A 22,191-nucleotide genomic window follows, 5' to 3' on the forward strand; every position below is an offset into this window, starting at 1 on the left:
CTTACCCTGACTGGTTAACCTACCATCCCTCACAACATATGAAAAGTATATAATAAATCATTTTTAGATTGACTCGTATTTTAGATAAGGTCCAATTTATCTTTCAAATAATAACCAGTATAACTTTCTTTAACTTTAGCAATCTCTTCTGGTGTCCCAGTCGCAATAATCTGACCGCCACCAACACCACCTTCCGGACCTAAGTCAATAATATGATCGGCTGATTTAATGACATCTAGATTATGTTCAATCACAAGAACAGTATTTCCTTCGTCAACAAAACGTTCTAAAACAGTCAAGAGCCGGGCGATGTCATCAGTATGTAGACCAGTTGTCGGCTCATCCAAAATATAAAGGCTCTTACCCGTTGACCGTTTATGCAATTCAGAAGCTAACTTCATCCGTTGAGCCTCCCCACCAGATAGAGTTGTTGCTGGCTGACCTAGGGTGACATAACCGAGACCAACATCCTTAATTGTCTGGATTTTACGAGCAATCTTCGGAATAGCAGAGAAGAATGGCAAGGCATCATCAACTGTCATATCCAAGATTTGGGCAATATTTTTTTCTTTATAATGCACTTCTAAAGTCTCTGAATTATAACGACGTCCATGACAAACTTCACATGGAACATAAACATCAGGTAGGAAATGCATTTCAATCTTGATAATCCCATCTCCAGAACAAGCCTCACAGCGTCCGCCTTTGACATTAAAGGAGAAACGCCCCTTCTTGTAGCCACGAATTTTAGCCTCATTAGTTTGGGCAAACAAATCACGAATATCATCAAAAACACCAGTATAAGTGGCTGGATTTGAACGCGGTGTTCGACCAATTGGACTTTGGTCGATATCAATCAAGCGTTCAATATGTTCTGTTCCTTCAATGGACTTGTATTTCCCCGGTTTCTCAGAATTACGATTGAGTTTTTGGGCCAGCGCTTTTTTCAGAATCGAATTAATTAGCGTAGATTTTCCTGATCCGGAGACACCTGTCACAGCAATAAATTTGCCTAGAGGGAAGCGAACATCAAGATTTTGCAAGTTGTTTTCACTGGCCCCCTTTATTTCAATAAAGTGACCATTGCCCGAACGGCGTTCTAATGGCACGGGAATTGACTTCTTACCAGATAAATACTGACCAGTAATTGATTTCCGATTGCGCGCCACTTGTTTTGGCGTTCCCGAAGCAATAATTTGGCCACCAAAGTCACCAGCTCCTGGACCAACGTCAATCAGCCAATCCGCCTGCATCATCGTATCTTCATCATGTTCAACGACAATCAAGGTATTGCCTAAATCACGCATTTTCTTCAAGCTCTCAATCAAGCGATCGTTATCTCTTTGGTGGAGACCAATTGATGGCTCATCCAGAATGTAAAGAACTCCCGATAGGTTAGAACCGATTTGCGTTGCTAGTCGAATCCGCTGACTTTCCCCACCAGACAGAGTTCCCGAAGCACGAGAAAGGGTCAGGTAATTAAGACCAACATTATTTAAGAAGGTCAGACGATCTTGAATTTCTTTGACAATTGGTTTAGCTATTGTTGATTCATTTTCTGTTAGGTGAATTGTCTCTATATACTCTAAATGATCTGCAATAGATAGTTCTGATAACTGTCCAATATTTAAGCCACTTTCTCCACCGACATGGACACATAAGGCTTGATCATTTAAACGATAACCATGACAAGTTGTACATTTAAGAGCATTCATGTAGCCGCGCATTACATTACGAGTATACTCGCTGTTGGTTTCATGATAACGACGATTAATATTAGTCACAACACCTTCAAAAGCAATATCAATATTGCGTTCACCACCAAAACCATTCACATAGTGGAAATGAAATTCTTTATCTCCCGAACCATATAAAATGATATCCTTTTCTTGGTCAGTTAAATCTTGATAAGGTGTATCCATGCTAATACCAAAAGCTTTCATAGCTTGTTCAAGCATAGTCGGATAATAATTGGATGAAATCGGATTCCAGGGTGCAAGAGCACCTTGAGTTAAGGTTAAACTTGGATCCGGAATGACCAAATCCATATCAACTTCTAATTTAATTCCAAGTCCATCACAAGTTGGGCATGACCCAAAAGGAGCATTAAAAGAGAATAATCGGGGTTCCAATTCAGGAACAGTAAAACCACAGACAGGACAAGAATAATGTTCTGAAAAGAGCATTTCATTACCATCCATAGTGTCAATCACTAGATAGCCATCTCCTAAACGAAGTGCTGCTTCAACTGAGTCAAAGAGACGACTTCGAATGCCATCTTTATTGACCAAACGGTCAATGACCACTTCGATATCATGCATTTTACTTTTAGACAATTCTGGAACTTCTGAAATATCATAGATATCCCCATCAACACGGACACGAACATAACCATCTTTTTGTATTTTTTCAAAAATAGATTTATGTTGACCCTTCTTCCGACGAACAATTGGAGACAAAATTTGCATTCTTGTCCGTTCTGGCAATTCTAAAACTTGCTCTACAATCTGTTCAACAGAAGAAGCTGTAATTGCCCCATGCCCATTGATACAGTATGGCGTACCAACACGCGCATAAAGCAGACGCAAATAATCATTGATTTCTGTCACAGTACCGACCGTTGATCGTGGATTCTTACTAGTCGTTTTTTGGTCGATTGAAATGGCAGGGCTGAGACCATCAATTGAGTCAACATCAGGCTTCTCCATATTGCCTAAAAATTGGCGTGCGTATGCTGAGAGACTTTCAACATAACGACGTTGACCCTCAGCATAGATAGTATCAAAAGCTAAACTTGATTTCCCAGAACCAGACAAACCCGTCACAACAACAAGTTTATCACGAGGAATCTCCACATCTATATTTTTTAAATTGTGAGCTCTCGCTCCATGAATAATTAATTTATCTTGCATGTGATAGTGCTTGTCAGCACACCTCCCTTGAAATTTCTTATATTATACCAAAATTTTAAGATATAACAGACTGAAAAGATTTTCAACCTCTTTCTGCACAGTTAGAAAATTTAACTGCTTTCACTTCAATCCATCAAACTATCTTGAAACATATTAAAGTATGATATTACTTGAAAAATGATATATATTTTTTTAAAACGTTTTTTAGTTCAAAATGAAAATTTTATCATTTTATACTACCCCCAAATTTAACTTTTTGTAGTATAATAGTAAAGTATTATTGCCATTTTTAGAGAATTTTCTGTGGAACCTAGGATTGATAAGTTTTCGCAAATTTTCAAATCATAAAATGCTAGTAATCATCAACATAAACTTTAGAAAAAGGAGGGCTTGTCATGAAACAAATGTTTCTTTCATCGGCAATTGAATTCAAAGAAATAGAAACATTCGAGCCAGGGGCTTGGATTAAATTGGTTAACCCTTCCCAGGAAGAATCAGTTGAAATCGCCGATCAATTTGATATCGATATTTCTGACTTGCGAGCTCCACTCGATATTGAAGAAACCTCTCGTATCGCAGTTGAGGATGATTACACCCTTATCATTGTCGACGTTCCAACCTATGAGGAACGAAATAATAAAAGTTATTATGTGACGGTTCCGCTTGGTATAATCGTTACAGAAAATGCTGTTATTACAACCTGTTTAAATGACTTAACACTCTTTGACCATTTTCATAAAAAACGCGTTAAAAACTTTTTCACGTTTATGAAGACGCGTTTTGTCTTCCAATTACTTTACCGCAATGCTGAGCTATTTCTTACCGCCCTACGCACTATCGACAGACAAAGTGATCGTTTGGAAGCACAGCTAGAGGCTGCAACCCGTAACGAAGAACTAATTGACATGATGGAACTTGAAAAATCAATTGTCTACTTAAAAGCCTCCTTAAAATTCAATGAACGAATTGTTAAGAAATTGTCTAGCAGCACTAGCTCATTGAAAAAATATATTGAAGACGAAGACCTTTTAGAGGACACTTTGATTGAAACACAACAGGCCATCGAAATGGCGGGCATCTATGAAAATGTCTTGAATGCCATGACTGATACCACCGCCTCTATCATTAATAATAATCAGAATACAATCATGAAGACACTTGCTTTAATGACTATGACTTTGGATATCCCGACGGTTATTTTTTCGGCCTACGGAATGAACTTCCAAAATAACTGGATGCCTTTAAACGGCTTAGAACACGGCTTTTGGGTTATTGTCCTACTGGCAAGTGCTTTGTCATCATTAATTGTTTTATACTTTATCCGCAAAAAATGGTTCTAATTTGCTCCGGAATATTATCAACATTGAAGTTGTAAAACAATCTACATTACTTTTAACAAGAAGAAATTTATCTAAGGAGATAAAATGGATTTTCAAAACTTAACTAAGAAAAATCAAGAATTCATACATATTGCTACTAACCGTCTTATTGAAGATGGTAAATCTGATCAAGAAATCAAGGCCATTCTTGAAGAAACTGTTCCAACAATCCTTGAGAAGCAAAGACAAGGGATTCCTGCCCGTTCATTTTTGGGAGCACCAACAGCTTGGGCTGGCTCATTTACTGAAAGAAAAGACAGCAAGAACGGTAAAACCGAAGAAAAACCAAAAAATACTAATCCATGGTTAATGTGGTTAGATACCTCTCTCCTATTTATTGGTGTTGTTGCTTTGCTAAACGGCATGATGACACTCTTTAATTCTCATGCTACAGTGACTGGAATTATCTCACTTCTTGCCCTTGGTTTCGGTGGTGGTGCATCTATGTATGCAACTTACTATTTTGTATACCGTCATATGGGCAAAGACAAAAGTCAACGTCCAAGTTGGTTAAAAATCATCGGTGCTCTTTCTTTAGCTATGGCTGTTTGGGTTGGTCTTTATACAGCAACAGCTTTCTTACCAAGATCTCTTAACCCAATTCTCCCACCATTCGCCCTTGTCGTTATTGGTGCCTTAGCCTTCGCTACTCGCTACTTCTTACAACGTAAATACAATATTCTTAATGCAATGGCTGCGCAACAACGCTAAGTTAGAAATAAAATCAAGTATTACAAAAGAACCGACAATAAAGTCGTCGGTTCTTTTTTTATCAATTTTTCCTTAGTTTAACTGCCTAGACCGTTTCACTATTTACCAAAATCAAGAAAGATAGTTATTGTTAAAATAAACGAGGACAAGAATCGCTAATATTAAGGGATTGTGCTGTCTCTTTACAGAGCCATCACAATCTTTCCATCAAAAAAAGAGCTTGCGCTCTTTTTGATTTAATCTTCGTTTACGTAAGGCATTAATGCCATAACTTGCTATATGATTGTGACTATCCCTTCGGTCCTGTCACAATCAAATTCTGTATTTCCATATCTTGCTAAGGGATTGTGCTGTCTCTTTACAGATCCACCACAATCTTTTCATCAAAAAAAGAGCTTGCGCTCTTTTTGATTTAATCTTCGTTTACGTAAGGCATTAATGCCATATCTTGCTATATGATTGTGACTATCCCTTCGGTCCTGTCACAATCAAATTCTGTATTTCCATATCTTGCTAAGGGATTGTGCTATCTCTTTACAGAGCCATCACAATCTTTCCATCAAAAAAAGAGCTTGCGCTCTTTTTGATTTAATCTTCGTTTACGTAAGGCATTAATGCCATAACTTGCTATATGATTGTGACTATCCCTTCGGTCCTGTCACAATCAAATTCTGTATTTCCATATCTTGCTAAGGGATTGTGCTGTCTCTTTACAGAGCCATCACAATCTTTCCATCAAAAAAAGAGCTTGCGCTCTTTTTGATTTAATCTTCGTTTACGTAAGGCATTAATGCCATAACACGTGCGCGTTTGATCGCTGCTGTTACTTTACGTTGGTTTTTAGCTGATGTTCCTGTTACGCGACGAGGTAAAATTTTACCACGTTCTGAAACGAAACGGCCTAAAAGTTCAGTGTCTTTGTAATCAACATATTCAATTTTATTAGCTGCGATAAAGTCAACTTTTTTACGGCGTTTGAATCCGCCACGACGTTGTTGAGCCATGTGTTTTCTCCTTTTATATTATCTTTGTGACCTGATTTGTTATCAGTGTCTGAACTCTATTGAGTTCTTTTTTCCAAACCCACTCTAATTAGAATGGTAGATCGTCATCTGAGATATCCATTGGATTTGAATTACCAAATGGGCTATCATCGCGACCAAAATTAGGTGTTTGTTGAGCAGGGGCTGAGTAACTATTGTTTGATGATGAAGAATTATTATTTAATCCACCACCATTATAAGAGTTAGATGAACCACCTTCACGTGTAGCACGGCTTTCCAACATTTGGAAATTATCCGCAACCACTTCAGTTACATAGACACGTTGCCCTTGTTGATTTTCATAATTACGAGTCTGAATACGACCAGTAATCCCAACTAAAGCACCCTTTTTAGCCCAATTCGCTAAGTTCTCAGCTGGTTGACGCCAGATTACACAGTTAATGAAATCTGCTTCACGTTCCCCATTTTGACTTTTGAATGTACGGTTAACAGCAAGTGTAAAAGTAGCTACTGCCACTTGACTTGGTGTGTAACGAAGTTCTGCATCTTTGGTCATACGACCAACTAGTACTACATTATTAATCATAAACTACCTTCTTATAAGTCTTAAGCGTCAAGTTTAACGATCATGTGACGAAGAATGTCACCGTTGATTTTTGATAAACGGTCAAACTCATTAAGAGCGACAGCATCAGTTGCTTCAACGTTAACGATGTGGTAAAGGCCTTCGCGGAAATCATTGATTTCATATGCAAGACGACGTTTTTCCCAATCTTTTGATTCAACGATTGTTGCACCGTTGTCAGATAAGATAGAGTCAAAGCGTGATACCAAAGCATTTTTAGCTTCTTCTTCAATGTTTGGACGAATAATATAAAGAATTTCGTATTTTGCCATTGATTTTTCCTCCTTTTGGACTAATGACCTACAACTTTGTTGCAGGTAAGTGAGGTATTCTCACAGATTACTATTATACTCTAAATTGAGCTCAGAAGCAAGAAAAATTTCAAAAAATATAAAGACATCCAATGCACACTTTTGGATGTCTTCTTCTTTTAAATAATTCTTATAGGATATATTCCTTTCTCATTCATTTCATAAGGAGTTAACTGTCAATTTTCCTTTATAAAAGGAAATAAATCTTATTTTTATTCTGATAGGTTTATTCTCCTTTCTTTTGATGAAATGGTTTTAAAATATAAACTATTTAATTTTCACATAGTTTGTAATTTCGTTCTTATGGATTTTACATTATTTCACTCTTTTGGCTATTTTTACAATAGCCAATTGTGTCTCCGTTTTTGTATCTTGCAAGATTCATAAGATCCTCCTATTAAAGAAAAACTCATTTTCCTGTGCGCCAATAACAATATTTTAATAAAATTCTATACCCTGAGTGACAATAACAATCATAAATTTTAACGTTTTCCCTGAGTGACAATAATATTGTTACAATTTTTGATTGCCTAATCTAGAATTTCTGGCTACAATAATTGCATATTTTAGTCATAAAAAGTTAACTATTACCTTTTATGGTTAGAGAATTTAAACTTATACTGTGTAGAGCGCTCCTTTGGCCAAATCACTCGAACTAGAATAAGTTTAACAATGTGATCACTTTGCTAACATACGTAAAATTTGGTTTGCCTACCGTTGTCGGAGCTACTTAGTCTCCGTTTTTGTACCGTGCGACATGTAGATTAATCATAAGATTACCTCCTATAAATGTCTTCTAAAATGCCATCCTTCTTTATACTTTTATTATATTGTAAGCGGTTACCTTTGTCAAATAAAAAGGTGATGCTTTTTATAAGCTTACATTTTATGTATGTCTCATTGCTTTTCTTTTCCACAAACTTGAAATATCTGCTACAATATGAACATGTTAGAATTAAAAGATTACGGTGTAGAGATGTGGGATCCAGAAAAAATTCAATCCTTTCGACGCACCCTCCTCAATTGGTATGACCAAGAAAAACGCGACCTGCCTTGGCGTCGCACAAAAAATCCCTATTTCATATGGGTTTCCGAAATTATGCTGCAACAAACGCAAGTTCAAACCGTCATTCCTTATTATCACCGCTTCATCGAGTGGTTTCCGACTATTGAAGAATTGGCTAGCGCCCCTGAGCACAAACTTTTAAAGGCTTGGGAAGGACTTGGTTATTACTCTCGTGTAAGAAATATGCAGAAAGCTGCGCGACAAATCATGACCGAATTCGATGGGACTTTCCCATCACGGTTTGAAGATATATCAGAATTAAAGGGCATCGGCCCTTATACTGCTGGCGCAATTGCCAGTATTGCCTTTAATCAAGCACAACCAGCAGTTGATGGCAATATCATGCGGGTTATGGCCAGATTGTTTGAAGTAGAATACGATATTGGTAATCCTAAAAATCGAAAGATTTTCCAAGCCATCATGGAGGAGTTAATTGATTCAGAACGTCCTGGAGATTTCAATCAGGCACTAATGGATCTGGGCACTGATATCGAATCTGCAAAAAATCCCAGACCAGATGACTCTCCAATAAAGTTTTTCTGCGCAGCCTATTTACATGGAACCTACGACAAGTATCCAATTAAATTACCTAAGAAAAAGCCGCGTCCAATGGTAATTCAAGCTTTTGTCATTCGAAATGCTGAAGGCAAATACTTAATTGAGAAAAACAATGCTGGACCCTTGCTTGGCGGATTTTGGACATTCCCAATTATTGAAACAAGCTTTCAAGCTAAACAGATTGATCTATTTGGAGATGCTCAGGAAATTTTAGAGACGCTATCACAAAAGGACGCCTTTCAAGAGCAGTATCAGCTTTATCCAATTTGGCAAGATACGGTTCATAAGAAAGTTACCCACACCTTTAGTCACCAGAAATGGACAATCGAACTTTTTGAAGGTCGAGTTAGTGATAATCAACTTCCTGAAGGGTTAGAACTGCAGTGGCTAAGTCTCGAAGATTTTGAAAACTTCCCAATGGCAACACCCCAGAAAAAAATGATTGCTCAATTGCTTAAATAACAAATTTTAATAAGTCTGATTGGCTAACTATTATCTAGTCATATTTTTGATTCATTCCAAAGAAAGTGAAATTATGTTACTCATCTTTTTCCAAACTAATTTATATACTATTGTTGGTGAAATTACAGTCCTCTTGTTAGTAATTGGGTTTTTCTATCAAAGACATCTTTTGAAAAAAAGTAAGTCAGCAAATGATAAGCATAAATATAGTATTCTTATTGTTTTCAAGGACAAAGAAAGAAACATTGCTGACTATCCTGAGATAGCTCAATTAACAGATTGGCACTACAATGACAATCTTAAAGGCTATACTGGTCTTTGTCTAGAAAACCCTAAAGAGCTTACCTTACTTTTTAATAATAAATACAATATGAATAAGAAACAAGTGACCGTGGGACTCAACCGATACAGCCTTTTCGAACTAGCTTACAAGTAAAAAAATCACAAAACAAAAAAGCCCTTCTCTGGGCTTTTTTGTTAGCTTAATTCAGCAATGATTGCTTTGATTTGATCTTTTGTGTGAACACCGGCTACTTGTTTAACAACTTGGCCATCTTTTTTGAACATTAGTGTTGGGATTGACATAATGCCAAAAGTTTGCGCTGTATTTGGATTTTCGTCAACGTCCATTTTAACGATTTTCAATTCATCTTCATCAAGTTCTTCAGATAATTGTTCAAGAATTGGAGCTTGCATCAAGCATGGACCACACCATGTTGCCCAAAAGTCAATTAAGACTAATCCTTCTTTAGTTTCTGTTTCAAATGTTGCATCTGTTACGATCTTTGTCATCTGATTATCTCACTTTCTTTTGTTTTATAACCCTATTTTAGGGCAATTAAGTTAAGAATGCAAAAATCTGCTACGGAGATTAATATACCTGCCCAGGTAACAACAGTCTAACCAAATGTCACAATTGTACAACCTGACCCTCCCGCATTTTGCGGAGCGTAAGCAAAACTCTTAACATGTTTGTTGCGTCTCAAATATTTAGTAACTGCTTCACGAATAACCCCAGTACCAATCCCATGAATGATATCAACTTGACTCATGTTATTAACTAAAGCTTGGTCAATAAAGGTATCCAGCTCTTGCATGGCTTCTTCATAACGTTTGCCACGTAAGTCAAGACGGGCTCTAGGTCCAGAACCTGTTGCTGCTTTCTTAATGACATTAACCATTTGTTTTTTAGGTTTCTGGCTTTTTTCAACAGCCTTAACCAAGGTAAATTCATCCTCTTTGAGGGTCATTTTAATTAACCCCACTTGTGCTTCCCATTTTTGATCTTTTAATTGATTAATTAAAGTACCACGTTGACCATATGCAGAAACAATGATATTATCACCAACACGCGCAGCTCTTAACTTCTTAGCCTGTTTCAAAACTTTATTTTTGGATAAATCAGTTTGAGGTACTAACTTTTTCAATTGTGTCTTAGCTTCAATGACTTCATGTGGTTTCAATTGCGACTTGTCATGTAACTTAGCTAAGATAGACTCACTTTCCGCCAAGGCCAAATCAACAATCTCTTGCGCCTCTTTAGTAACCTTTTCCATTTCCTTATCACGCTCATGAGAAAACTCATTATACAGCTTTTTAACAGCACGATTGAACTTAAGGTTATCCTGCTCGACCTCTTTAATATGTTCAAGACGTTTCCGACTCTCCAAAGTCTGACTTTCTAACTTTTCAATAATCCGATTGACGTCACTATCCGTATCAGTAAAATTCTGAGCGTCCGTCACAATATGACTGGCAAGGCCCAACCGTCTTGCAATTTCAAAAGCATTAGAACGACCAGGCACGCCTTGCATAAAACGATAGGTTGGCTGAAGACTATTACTATCAAACTCCATACTAGCATTTTCAACAAACTCCGACTCAATCCCGTAAGCTTTCAACTCAGGATAATGGGTCGTCGCCATGGTCTTGATTTCTTTCAAGCGAAGTTCTTCTAGAATGGCCATCGCTAAGCTAGCACCTTCTTGCGGATCGGTACCAGCACCTAGTTCATCAAAGAGAACTAGACTATCTGCTGTCGCTTGGTCAAGAATTGACACAATGTGGGTCATATGACTAGAGAAGGTCGACAAGCTTTGTTCAATCGATTGCTCATCGCCAATATCAGCAAAAATTCCATTGAAAACAGCAATCTTAGAACCGTAGTCAGCTAGAATTGGCAAACCAGACTGTCCCATTAACTGAGCCAAACCAAGGGTTTTTAACATGATTGTCTTACCACCCGTATTAGGACCCGTAATAACAATAACTGTTAAGTCTTTAGAAAAGTGTAGGTCATTAGGAACTGGCTTTTGCAAGAGAGGATGACGAACATTCAACAATTGCACTGATTTATCAGCAGTGACAGTTGGAATAGTCGCCTTCTTCTCCTTCATATAAAGATATTTTGCTCGAACAAAATCTAAATGTCCTAGTAACCAAGCATTATTGGCAAGAGCACGACTATGTGGACGAACCATGGCTGAGAGTTCTTTAAGAATCCGTGCCATTTCATGACGTTCATCAGCATGCAACTGGGTTATTTCTTCATTTAATTGGACCAAAGCTCGTGGTTCAATATAGACTGTATTCCCAGATGCTGAGATATCGTGGACAACCCCTGCGATTTTGTTTCTAAAGGTGTTTTTAACCGGAAGCACGCTACGGCCGTTCCGACTGGCAATCAATGATTCTGACAGATAGTCAGCATGTTTCTTGAGCACATCCTGAAGCGATTGACGAATTTGGTGTTCACTATTAAAAATCTTGCGACGGATGGCTTCCAATTCTGGACTGGCAAAATTTTCTATGAAGGCCCCATCGTTGATGGCTTGCAGGCTTCCCTGCAACTGAGGAAAAATTTCTAATTTCTCAAATAATTTTTTTAGGGCAACCAATTCAACATTTTCTAAATTCATAAAAAAACGACTGGCTTCGGCAGAGACAAGCAAGAGTTTTTTGATATCTAAGAGTTCCGAAATGTTCAAATCAGCATCCAACTCAAGGCGGTGGAGGCTGTCATTAACATCCCGTAAGCTCCCCATGGCAAAATGATGATTCTCAATGAAAATCATCTCCATTTCTGAAATTTCCGTAAAATAATCTTTAATCTTTTCGGGATTGTCTGTTGGAACTAGCTGTTGGAGTTCCACTTTCCCTTGTTCAGTTTGAAGGTAGGTTTGAAATTGTTCTTTAACCTTTTGAAATTCTAACTGTTCTAAAATTTTTATATCCATAAGCTTCATTATACCCTAAATTCCCTATAAAATGAATGAATAAAAGACCAGATGATTTATCTGATCTTATAAGACTTTTGTAATCCATAAATTGCGAATCATTGTTGTCACTGGTGGACAATGCTCAATTAATAAGCGTGTTAAGAAATGATTATGTAGTTGCGTTTGAATACTTTCCATTGGTACAGTTGCTAAAATGCTTAACCCTATGGAAAAAACTAAGACAATAACCAGACTGGCAATGATTCCACTGGCAATATTTGCCTTTTGATTATCATAGTAATCAATTGGGAAAAAATGGGTTAAGATACCAATTAAACGGACGGCGGCATAGGTTGCTAGAAAAATTACAAAGAAAGCAATCCCTGCATAATAGATTTTGCTTAGTTCAAAGATATTGATATCCTTGAAAAAAAGCATCTTTGCACCTTCAGTCGGACTTGAATAAGGCACCCAGAGTGCAATTTTTTTGGCTAAATCAAGATAATGCTGACTTGCCACAAATAATGAAGTTAAGATGCCAACAAAATAAAAGGCTTGTAAGATGATACCACGATTATAACCAATATAAAAATTCCAGAGCATGATAAAAATGATGAGAAGTGATAACATAACTACTCCTCATCCATATCTGCTTGATAAGCTTTTTCTTGTAGACCTTCTAAAGCTCTTTGACGCAATTGATTAATTTCTTGTTCAATTTTTTCGACTTCAATCTCACGTTTTAATTGTGTTGATAATGAATTAATGGCCATTAAAATTGCAACCGTTTCAGGGTCTGCTTCTGGAAGTTTCTCTTTAATGGCATTATACTTTTCAGTAGCAACGCGTTCGACTTCTTCCATGAAGAGATTGTCTTTATCAGTCGTTAATGTTAATGTCTTTTCACCAAAGGTGAACTTGTAACGATTCTTACTATTCATAGGATACCTCTTTATAGCATTATACCCTAATTTCAGCCTTTCGTAAAATAACAAATTTAATCAAATTGTAAGAAGATTGATTACCCTGGACAGCCAAAATTATGTTAAAATATTTCCTATGGAAACCATTGTGATGAAAATGGACGGTTCTCAAAAAGCCAAGCTTTTAAACCGTCTTAATGCCTATCAAACTAGTAATAACAACCCCTATGTTGCCTTTTCAGCAAAGTATAAAGGGGTAACCATTTTATTATACACATCAGGCAAACTGGTTTTCCAGGGGGCTGCGGCACTAGCGGTTGCTTCGGAGTTTGGTTATCAAGCTCCTGATTCTTCATCTAGTAGAATAGATAGCTCTAAAAATCAAAACCTTGCCCTCATAGGCAGCGACGAAGTTGGCAACGGCTCTTATTTTGGGGGCATCGCCGTAGTAGCAAGTCTTGTGACCCCAGAAGATCATACCTATCTGAAAGAATTAGGGGTTGATGACTCAAAAAACTTAACTGATCCCAAAATTCGTCACATTGCACCATTGTTGGAGGCTAGAATTCCTCATAAAGCTCTGCTATTGTCACCCAAAAAATATAACCAAATGGTCGGACCAGATAAGCCTTATAACGCTGTCTCTGTTAAAGTCGCGCTCCATAATCAAGCCATTTTCTTATTGCTTCAAGAGGGAGTCAAAGCTGACAAAATTGTGATTGACGCCTTTACCAGTCAAGCCAATTATCAAAAGCACTTAAAAAGGGAAAAGAACCAATTTACGAATGTCCTGACCTTTCAAGAGAAAGCTGAGAGTGACTTCCTAGCTGTGGCTGTCAGTTCAATTATTGCCCGTAATCTTTTTTTAGAAAATTTAAAGGAGTTAGGGGCAGAATTAGGCTATCAGTTGCCAAGTGGTGCTGGGAAACAATCAGACCAAGTTGCTGCTAAGCTACTTGAAGCTTACGGCATGCCTGCACTAGAATTTAGTGCCAAATTGCATTTTGCAAATACCAAGAAAGCTCTTAGTTTAGCTAAGAAATTACCATAAGGAGTATCATGAAAAATTTTATTAAAGAATGGGGTCTCTTCACATTATTTATGTTAGTCTTTGGCTTCAGTCGTATTTTTATCTGGCAACCAGTAAAGGTCGACGGACACTCAATGGACCCTACCTTATCTCACGGCGAACGCTTAATTGTGTTTAACCAAGCAAAAATTGATCGCTTTGATATTGTCGTTGCTCAAGAAACTGAAGATGGTGTTCAAAAAGAAATCGTTAAACGGGTCATCGGAATGCCTGGAGATAAAATCGAATATAAAAATGATACACTTTATGTCAATGGCAAAAAAACTAAAGAATCTTATTTGAAGAAGTTTATTGCCCTCTTTAAAAAAGATCGTCTTCAAAAAACCTATTCATATAATAGCCTCTTCCAAGAGTTAGCCCGTAACTCAAGTGCCTTTACAGCTGATAGTGAAAACCGAGCTACCTTTAGCATTGACGTGCCTAAAGGTCAGTATTTATTACTTGGGGATGACCGAATTGTTTCTAAAGATAGCCGTGAAGTCGGAACCTTCAAAGCCAAAAATCTGATTGGTGAAGTAAAATTCCGTTTCTGGCCATTTAATCGCATTGATCTTTTAAAATAAAATGAAACCTGCCTGAGGCAGGTTTTAAATTAGACAATTCCTTAGAAAGGATTTGACATGGAATACTTTTTTTCCGGGACTGTTGATCGCATCATTTTCGAAAATAGCAGTAACTTTTTTAAAATCTTAAACCTAATGATTGAAGATACCGACAGTGACTTTGATGACTTTGAAATCATCATTACTGGAACCATGGCTGACATCATGGAGGGAGAAGATTATACCTTCTGGGGGCAATTAAGCCAACATCCCAAATATGGCCAACAACTGCAACTCAGCCGTTACCAGCGAGCTAAACCAAGTTCATCTGGTCTAATCAAGTACTTTTCCAGTGATCATTTTAAAGGAATTGGGAAAAAGACCGCCGAGAGAATTGTCTCTTTATACGGTGACAATACGATTGATAAAATTCTTGACGACCCTAGCAAGTTAGAGGATATCAACGGCTTTTCAAAAGCTAACCGAGAAGCCTTTGTAGCTAAGCTAAGAATCAATTACGGAACAGAACAAATCATCGCTGCACTGGTAGAATTAGGATTGTCTAATCGGATGGCCTTCCAAATATACGATCAATATAAAGAAGAAGCTGTCGAACGGGTTAGGACTAATCCCTATCAACTCGTAGAAGACATCCAAGGCATCGGCTTTAAAATGTCTGATAAATTAGCTCAGGAAATCGGTATAGCTGATTCTGCACCTGAACGGTTTCGGGCTGCTCTATTACATAGTTTATTGGAACAATCAATTAGCCAAGGTGATACCTACATCGAGGCGCGTGATTTATTAGCCTATGCTATTGATTTGTTAGAAGACTCTCGACAAATTGAATGTGATCCTGCGCAAGTTGCCCAAGAATTAAGTCATTTAATTTCTGATGAAAAAGTTTATAATGCAGGTACTAAAATATTTGATGCCTCTCTATTTACAGCTGAAGAGGGAATTAAAAATCAACTTCAACGTTTACTAGATACCCCATTTGAGAAACAAATCAGTCAAGATAAGATTGAAAAAGAAGTACAAGCAATTGAGAAGGAATTTGCCATTAGCTATGATCAGGTCCAAAAGGACGCAATTTATCAAGCATTGACCAGCAAGGTCTTTATCTTAACTGGTGGTCCAGGTACTGGTAAAACAACCGTTATCAGAGGAATTCTAGAAGCTTATGCTCGGATTAATGACATTGATTTAAATAAAAAAGATTTACCGATTGTTCTAGCAGCGCCTACTGGTCGAGCTGCTCGTCGGATGAATGAATTAACTGGCCTACCAAGTGCCACTATTCATCGTCATTTAGGCTTAAATGGTGACAATGATTACCAAGCCATGGAAGACTACTTAGACTGTGATTTATTAGTTGTTGATGAATTTTCTATGGTTGATACTTGGTTAGCCAATCAATTATTAGGTGCCATATCATCGAATACCCAAATAATCATTGTTGGTGACAGTGACCAGTTACCGTCTGTAGGACCAGGTCAGGTTCTAGCAGATCTTTTGAAAATTACCAGTCTACCACAAATCGCCCTTCGTAAAATTTTCCGTCAATCAGCTGATTCAACCATCGTTGATTTGGCAAATCAAATGCGTCAAGGCATATTGCCAGTAGATTTTCGAGATAAAAAAGCAGACCGTTCTTACTTTGATGCCATGCCTCAACATGTTCCAACTATGGTCACAAAAATTGTCGCTTCTGCTGTTAAAAGTGGTATCCCAGCTGATGAAATTCAGATTCTTGCTCCCATGTATAAAGGACAAGCAGGCATCAACAATCTCAATCAGCTTATGCAAGAGCTTCTCAATCCATTAGATAATGGTACAGAATTTGTCTTTAATGAGATACATTTTCGAAAGGGAGATAAAGTCTTACACTTAGTTAATGATGCCCAATTGAATGTCTTTAATGGTGATATTGGTTACATTACAGATTTAATTCCAGCCAAGTACACCGAGTCCAAACAAGATGAAATTATGATGGATTTTGATGGGTCAGAAGTAACTTATCCTCGCAATGAATGGTTAAAAATCACCTTGGCCTATGCCATGAGTATTCATAAGTCGCAGGGGAGTGAGTTCCAAGTGGTTATTCTTCCAATCACCCGCCAGAGTGGGCGCATGCTTCAACGGAATCTGATTTATACAGCTGTCACAAGGTCAAAGAGTAAATTAATTTTACTGGGTGAGCACTCAGCTTTTGATTATGCAATCAAAAATGAGGGTGATAAACGAAAAACTTTCCTAGTGCAACGATTTGACCAAGACCTGACAACAGAATCAAACGACCAATTAGCAAAAATTGATACAGTTGAAAACAGTTCGGACAGTCTAGGACAAGCCCAAAATACTATTGCAAAGCCCTTAGAATCTGAAGAGCCAACGATTTTAACGACAGCAAATATGTTATCTATTGATCCACTGATTGGCTTGACTGATGCTGATTTTAAAAAATTTTTTAAAAAATAGGCAATTTATAGTGGACAAGTAGAGTATCTGTGCTATACTTGTCTTGTATTATCAAATGCATACAAATTGGAGGTTTTATGATTTCATATGAAAAGGTGCGTCAGTCACTTAAAACACTAAATATATTTATCATTGTCCTTAACACGATTATTACAATCTTTTCAGTCATTGGTTTGGTCTCAATTATCCTATTTTTAGGTAATGATGAATTCAAAGCAGCCATGCCTGCTGATAAATTAGCTATTATGGAACAAGCAATGACACCATTTGCCATTTTCATTTCAGCATTAGCAATTCTACTAACAATCGCAATTATCGTTCTAACTTTTATGAACCAAAAGAAAATCAAATCTAACCAAGAAATTTCGATTTTACCTTATCTATTAGGTTTTGGATTAGTTGTCGTCAACTTGATTTCAATTCTCTTGTCACAACCAACTATCCTCTCAATCGTCATCCAACTTGTCTTCCTAGCCCTTTATTACTTTGCCTTTTCAAAAGCGAAAACACTGAATGATAAAGAAAATGAATAAATTATAAAAAAAAACGCCTATTGGCGTTTTTTTTATAATTCCAAGGAAATATCAGCTTGCTTGTCAGCCAATCCTGACATGGTCACACCTAACAGGCGCACACCACTGTCATTGTCAGCCAAGCTTTCAAAAATTTCAATTGCTGTGAGATTAATCAGCTTAAAATCCCTAGTCAGTCTTTCCAAACTAACCCGTTTGGTCAAGGTCGTAAAATCAGAATAACGAACCTTCAAAATAACTCTTTTTCCTAATTTATCATTTTTTTCCATTAAATCAGCTACGCGTTTAGCATTTTTGGTAATCTCAGCCTTAATGTCTCCATCACTAAATAAGAGTTTAGCATAAGTTCGCTCACTACCAATTGATTTTCGAATACGATTTGGTTTGACTGGTGATTGACTGATCCCCCTAGCTTTGCGATAGAGGTCATATCCGAAACGACCAAATTGGTCGATCAATTGCATCTCTGTCAGAAGTAACAAATCAGCCCCTTTATAAACCCCCATATCATGCAACTTCTCAACCGATTTTTTTCCAACGCCATGAAATTTTTCTATTGGTAAGTCGGATAAAAAGCTCAGCGCATCATCAGGCAAAACTAGTGTCAATCCCCGAGGCTTCTGATAATCACTAGCTAATTTTGCGAGGAACTTATTGTAAGAAACTCCAGCTGAACACGTTAAATGTAATTCTGTCCAGATATCAAGTTGAATCAGCTTGGCAATTTTCAATGCAGACTTAATCCCTAATTTATTTTCTGTCACATCAAGGTATGCTTCATCAATCGACATGGGTTCGACTAGGTCGGTATATCTTTTGAATATCTCACGAATTTGAAGGCCAATTTCTTTATATTTACTGTAGTTTCCGGAAATAAAAATCGCTTGTGGACACCGCTCATAGGCTTCTTTTGAACTCATAGCAGAATGAATACCAAATTCTCTTGCTTCATAGCTACAGGTGGAAACCACCCCACGACCTCCAGTTTCTCGCGGATCTTTTGCAATAACTACTGGTTTGCCTTTTAATTTAGGATTATCGCGAACTTCCACTGCAGCAAAAAAAGCATCCATATCGATATGGATTATTTTGCGTGATGTATCATTAATCAGTGGAAAAATCAGCATAATATACCTCTATCTGTATTATACAATTATTGCTCAAAGTTGCAAATTTAAATCATATAATACAGTTTGTGATTGATTTTACAACTGTATTATAAAAGAATCTTAATTTTGTCAAGAAATTTGCTTGGGAAACCGTTTCCTATATGTTAAACTATTGATATATAAGTAACAGAGAGTCTGTTACCTGATTATTAAGGAGAATCTTATGGCAACTGTAAAAACTAACACAGATGTTTTTGAAAAGGCTTGGGAAGGCTTTAAAGGAACAGACTGGAAAGAAAAAGCAAGTGTTTCACGCTTTGTTCAAGCTAACTATAACCCTTATGATGGTGATGAATCATTTTTAGCTGAAGCTACTGAACGTTCATTAAAAATTAAAAAAATTATCGAAGACACTAAAGAACAATACGAAGCAACTCGCTTCCCATTTGACACTCGTCCATCTTCAATCGCTGGTATTCCTGCAGGATATATCGACAAAGAAAATGAACTTATCTACGGTATTCAAAATGATGAATTGTTCAAATTGAACTTTATGCCAAAAGGTGGTATCCGTATGGCGGAAACTACTCTTAAAGAAAATGGCTATGAACCTGACCCAGCTGTACATGAAATCTTTACTAAATATGTAACAACAGTTAATGATGGTATCTTCCGCGCTTACACTTCAAACATCCGTCGCGCACGTCATGCTCACACTGTAACTGGTCTTCCAGATGCATATTCACGTGGACGTATCATCGGTGTTTATGCTCGTCTTGCTCTTTACGGTGCAGACTACTTAATGCAAGAAAAAGTAAACGACTGGAACTCAATCAATGAAATTGATGAAGAATCAATCCGCTTACGTGAAGAAATTAATTTACAATACCAAGCACTTGGTGAAGTTGCAAAACTTGGTGATCTTTACGGAGTTGACGTTCGTCGTCCAGCTGAAAACGTTAAAGAAGCTATCCAATGGGTTAACATTGCATTCATGGCAGTATGTCGTGTAATCAATGGTGCTGCTACATCACTTGGACGTGTGCCAATCGTTCTTGATATTTTTGCAGAACGCGACTTAGCTCGTGGAACATTTACTGAATCAGAAATCCAAGAATTCGTTGATGATTTCGTTCTTAAATTACGTACAGTTAAATTTGGTCGTACTAAAGCTTACGATACACTTTACTCAGGTGACCCAACATTTATCACCACTTCTATGGCTGGTATGGGTAACGACGGTCGTCACCGTGTTACTAAAATGGACTACCGTTTCTTGAACACTCTTGATAACATCGGTAACTCTCCAGAACCAAACTTAACAGTTCTTTGGACTGACCAATTACCATATGCTTTCCGTCGCTATTGTATGACAATGAGTCATAAACACTCTTCAATCCAATATGAAGGTGTAACAACTATGGCTAAAGAAGGATACGGCGAAATGTCATGTATCTCATGTTGTGTATCTCCACTTGACCCAGAAAATGAAGATCAACGTCATAACATTCAATACTTCGGCGCTCGTGTTAACGTTCTTAAAGCACTTCTTACTGGTCTTAACGGTGGTTATGATGACGTTCATAGAGACTACAAAGTATTTAACGTTGTTGAACCTATCACTTCTGAAGTCCTTAACTACGATGAAGTTATGGCTAACTTCGAAAAATCTCTTGACTGGTTGACTGATACATATGTAGATGCTCTTAACATCATCCACTATATGACAGACAAATACAACTATGAAGCAGTTCAAATGGCCTTCTTGCCAAGTAAACAACGTGCTAACATGGGATTCGGTATCTGTGGTTTCGCAAATACTGTTGATACATTGTCAGCAATCAAATATGCAACAGTTAAAACTATCCGCGACGAAAATGGCTACATCTACGACTACGAAGTAACTGGTGAATTCCCACGCTTCGGTGAAGATGATGACCGTGTTGATGATATTGCTAAATGGTTGATGGAAGCTTACCATACACGTCTTGCAAGCCATAAACTTTACAAGAACGCTGAAGCTTCAGTATCACTTCTTACAATCACATCAAACGTTGCTTACTCTAAACAAACTGGTAACTCTCCAGTTCACCGCGGAGTATTCTTAAACGAAGATGGAACAGCTAACACAAGTAAAGTTGAATTTTTCTCTCCAGGTGCAAACCCATCTAATAAAGCTAAAGGTGGATGGTTACAAAACTTGAACTCATTAGCTAAACTTGACTTCTCACACGCTAATGATGGTATCTCTTTAACTACTCAAGTTTCACCTCGTGCACTTGGTAAAACATTTGACGAACAAGTTGATAACTTAGTAACAGTTCTTGATGGTTATTTCGAAAATGGTGGACAACATGTTAACTTGAACGTTATGGACCTTAAAGAAGTTTACGACAAAATCATGGGTGGAGAAGATGTTATCGTACGTATCTCTGGATACTGTGTAAACACTAAATACCTTACACCTGAACAAAAAGCTGAATTAACTCACCGTGTCTTCCACGAAGTACTTTCAATGGACGATGCAGTAACAGAAGTTAGAAGCAAATAATCATTCACAAAAAGACGTTGTCAATTGACAACGTCTTTTTTTTCGTTAAAATATAGGTATGATAATAAGACAAAGCCGAGATACACTCTCACCAACCTACATAGATGCCGTTAAAATTAGACAGAAAGTTTTTGTTCAAGAACAAGGCGTACCACTATCAATTGAGATTGATGATAAGGAAGCCCTCTGTCTTCACATTGTCGCCTACGACGACAAAGATATTGCCTGTGCAACCTGCCGAATCTTACCTGATTCCAAGTTTAACAAGGTAACTCTACAACGAATGGCTGTGCTTGCTAACTACCGAGGACAAAAACTAGGCCAATTCCTTATGCAAGAAACCATTGCCTACTGCAAAAAGCAAGGCTTCAAAACAATGGAATTACATGCACAACTAACTGCCAAACCATTCTATGACAAACTAGGATTTACTTCCCAAGGAGACATCTTCCAAGAAGCTGGAATTGATCATCAGACAATGGTAAAAGAGCTTTAAAAATAAAAATTAGGAAGATTAATGATGAAAACTTCACAAAAAGCATTTCTATCAACTATTATCATAATTAGTATTAATATCTTGATTGGCTATTGCCTTAGGGTCTCTTTGTTTTCAATTTTATTTTTGTAATTCATGTCTTTCATTGTTTATATAATCGTTTATTTTGGAACAGCCCATTATAAAAATAAGCCTACAAATTACCATCAAATCATGCAAA

At 37.3% G+C, this 22,191-nt stretch carries 19 protein-coding genes; 10 read left to right on the forward strand and 9 right to left on the reverse strand.

Annotated features, from left to right (window positions below; all coding sequences use genetic code 11):
* Window positions 1-80: 80 nt before the first annotated feature.
* Entirely contained in the window at window positions 81-2,912 is a 2,832-nt protein-coding gene (gene uvrA, locus MKY69_RS08785) for an excinuclease ABC subunit UvrA (protein ID WP_340791526.1), read from the reverse strand.
* Between the two features lie 395 nt (window positions 2,913-3,307).
* Here uvrA and MKY69_RS08790 point away from each other — a divergent pair, with 395 nt between their 5' ends.
* A complete protein-coding gene (locus tag MKY69_RS08790) occupies window positions 3,308-4,252 on the forward strand; it encodes a magnesium transporter CorA family protein (RefSeq protein ID WP_003105810.1) in 945 nt (314 codons plus the stop codon).
* Window positions 4,253-4,336: 84 nt separating this feature from the next.
* On the forward strand, window positions 4,337-5,002 hold the full coding sequence (locus MKY69_RS08795) for a DUF1129 domain-containing protein (RefSeq protein ID WP_003107615.1): 666 nt from the start codon (window positions 4,337-4,339) through the stop codon (window positions 5,000-5,002).
* A gap of 764 nt (window positions 5,003-5,766) precedes the next feature.
* Here MKY69_RS08795 and rpsR read toward each other — a convergent pair.
* The 3 genes from rpsR to rpsF all read right to left on the reverse strand — a co-directional run bounded on the left by rpsR (window position 5,767) and on the right by rpsF (window position 6,903).
* Complete coding sequence (gene rpsR / locus MKY69_RS08800; protein ID WP_003102945.1) at window positions 5,767-6,006, reverse strand: 30S ribosomal protein S18; 240 nt, start codon at window positions 6,004-6,006, stop codon at window positions 5,767-5,769.
* An 88-nt stretch (window positions 6,007-6,094) separates the two neighbouring features.
* A complete protein-coding gene (locus MKY69_RS08805) occupies window positions 6,095-6,592 on the reverse strand; it encodes a single-stranded DNA-binding protein (RefSeq protein WP_003103409.1) in 498 nt (165 codons plus the stop codon).
* 20 nt (window positions 6,593-6,612) lie between these two features.
* On the reverse strand, window positions 6,613-6,903 hold the full coding sequence (gene rpsF, locus MKY69_RS08810) for a 30S ribosomal protein S6 (RefSeq protein ID WP_003104479.1): 291 nt from the start codon (window positions 6,901-6,903) through the stop codon (window positions 6,613-6,615).
* Between the two features lie 985 nt (window positions 6,904-7,888).
* On the opposite strand from rpsF, the gene mutY reads away from it, so the two are divergent.
* Window positions 7,889-9,028 (forward strand): A/G-specific adenine glycosylase, encoded by a 1,140-nt coding sequence (gene mutY, locus MKY69_RS08815; protein WP_037622077.1) that lies wholly within the window; start codon window positions 7,889-7,891, stop codon window positions 9,026-9,028.
* A gap of 73 nt (window positions 9,029-9,101) precedes the next feature.
* Window positions 9,102-9,464, forward strand: coding sequence for a hypothetical protein (locus MKY69_RS08820; RefSeq protein WP_003105722.1), 363 nt, complete (start codon window positions 9,102-9,104; stop codon window positions 9,462-9,464).
* 41 nt (window positions 9,465-9,505) lie between these two features.
* Here the strand turns inward: MKY69_RS08820 and trxA are convergent, their stop codons facing one another.
* From trxA to zapA, 4 genes are all read right to left on the reverse strand, one after another.
* Entirely contained in the window at window positions 9,506-9,820 is a 315-nt protein-coding gene (gene trxA, locus MKY69_RS08825) for a thioredoxin (RefSeq protein ID WP_003102914.1), read from the reverse strand.
* Window positions 9,821-9,927: 107 nt separating this feature from the next.
* Window positions 9,928-12,264 (reverse strand): endonuclease MutS2, encoded by a 2,337-nt coding sequence (locus MKY69_RS08830; RefSeq protein ID WP_340791535.1) that lies wholly within the window; start codon window positions 12,262-12,264, stop codon window positions 9,928-9,930.
* 66 nt (window positions 12,265-12,330) lie between these two features.
* A complete protein-coding gene (locus MKY69_RS08835) occupies window positions 12,331-12,876 on the reverse strand; it encodes a CvpA family protein (protein ID WP_311982263.1) in 546 nt (181 codons plus the stop codon).
* A gap of 2 nt (window positions 12,877-12,878) precedes the next feature.
* The gene (zapA, locus tag MKY69_RS08840) at window positions 12,879-13,187 is read right to left on the reverse strand and encodes a cell division protein ZapA (protein WP_003105645.1); all 309 of its coding nucleotides are present in this window, start codon (window positions 13,185-13,187) and stop codon (window positions 12,879-12,881) included.
* 118 nt (window positions 13,188-13,305) lie between these two features.
* Between zapA and rnhC the strand changes: the two genes are divergently transcribed.
* From rnhC to MKY69_RS08860, 4 genes are all read left to right on the forward strand, one after another.
* Window positions 13,306-14,220 (forward strand): ribonuclease HIII, encoded by a 915-nt coding sequence (rnhC, locus tag MKY69_RS08845; protein WP_037620056.1) that lies wholly within the window; start codon window positions 13,306-13,308, stop codon window positions 14,218-14,220.
* 8 nt (window positions 14,221-14,228) lie between these two features.
* Window positions 14,229-14,822 carry a signal peptidase I gene (gene lepB, locus MKY69_RS08850; RefSeq protein WP_003107623.1) on the forward strand — a complete coding sequence of 198 codons (594 nt, stop codon included), beginning with the start codon at window positions 14,229-14,231 and terminating at the stop codon, window positions 14,820-14,822.
* 57 nt (window positions 14,823-14,879) lie between these two features.
* Entirely contained in the window at window positions 14,880-17,282 is a 2,403-nt protein-coding gene (recD2, locus tag MKY69_RS08855) for an SF1B family DNA helicase RecD2 (protein ID WP_340791538.1), read from the forward strand.
* A gap of 77 nt (window positions 17,283-17,359) precedes the next feature.
* Window positions 17,360-17,815 carry a hypothetical protein gene (locus MKY69_RS08860; RefSeq protein WP_003107625.1) on the forward strand — a complete coding sequence of 152 codons (456 nt, stop codon included), beginning with the start codon at window positions 17,360-17,362 and terminating at the stop codon, window positions 17,813-17,815.
* Window positions 17,816-17,847: 32 nt separating this feature from the next.
* On the opposite strand, the gene dinB is transcribed toward MKY69_RS08860, so the two are convergent.
* Window positions 17,848-18,942 carry a DNA polymerase IV gene (dinB, locus tag MKY69_RS08865; protein ID WP_340791539.1) on the reverse strand — a complete coding sequence of 365 codons (1,095 nt, stop codon included), beginning with the start codon at window positions 18,940-18,942 and terminating at the stop codon, window positions 17,848-17,850.
* Window positions 18,943-19,147: 205 nt separating this feature from the next.
* Here dinB and pflB point away from each other — a divergent pair, with 205 nt between their 5' ends.
* Both pflB and MKY69_RS08875 read left to right on the forward strand, forming a co-directional pair.
* Window positions 19,148-21,475: a formate C-acetyltransferase gene (pflB, locus tag MKY69_RS08870; protein WP_003103702.1), complete on the forward strand. Its 2,328-nt coding sequence runs from the start codon at window positions 19,148-19,150 to the stop codon at window positions 21,473-21,475.
* Window positions 21,476-21,533: 58 nt separating this feature from the next.
* On the forward strand, window positions 21,534-21,971 hold the full coding sequence (locus MKY69_RS08875; RefSeq protein ID WP_003102732.1) for a GNAT family N-acetyltransferase: 438 nt from the start codon (window positions 21,534-21,536) through the stop codon (window positions 21,969-21,971).
* Window positions 21,972-22,191: the final 220 nt, after the last annotated feature.

It is taken from the genome of Streptococcus sp. FSL R7-0212 (assembly GCF_038007985.1).
GTDB classification, from domain to species: Bacteria; Bacillota; Bacilli; order Lactobacillales; family Streptococcaceae; genus Streptococcus; species Streptococcus parauberis.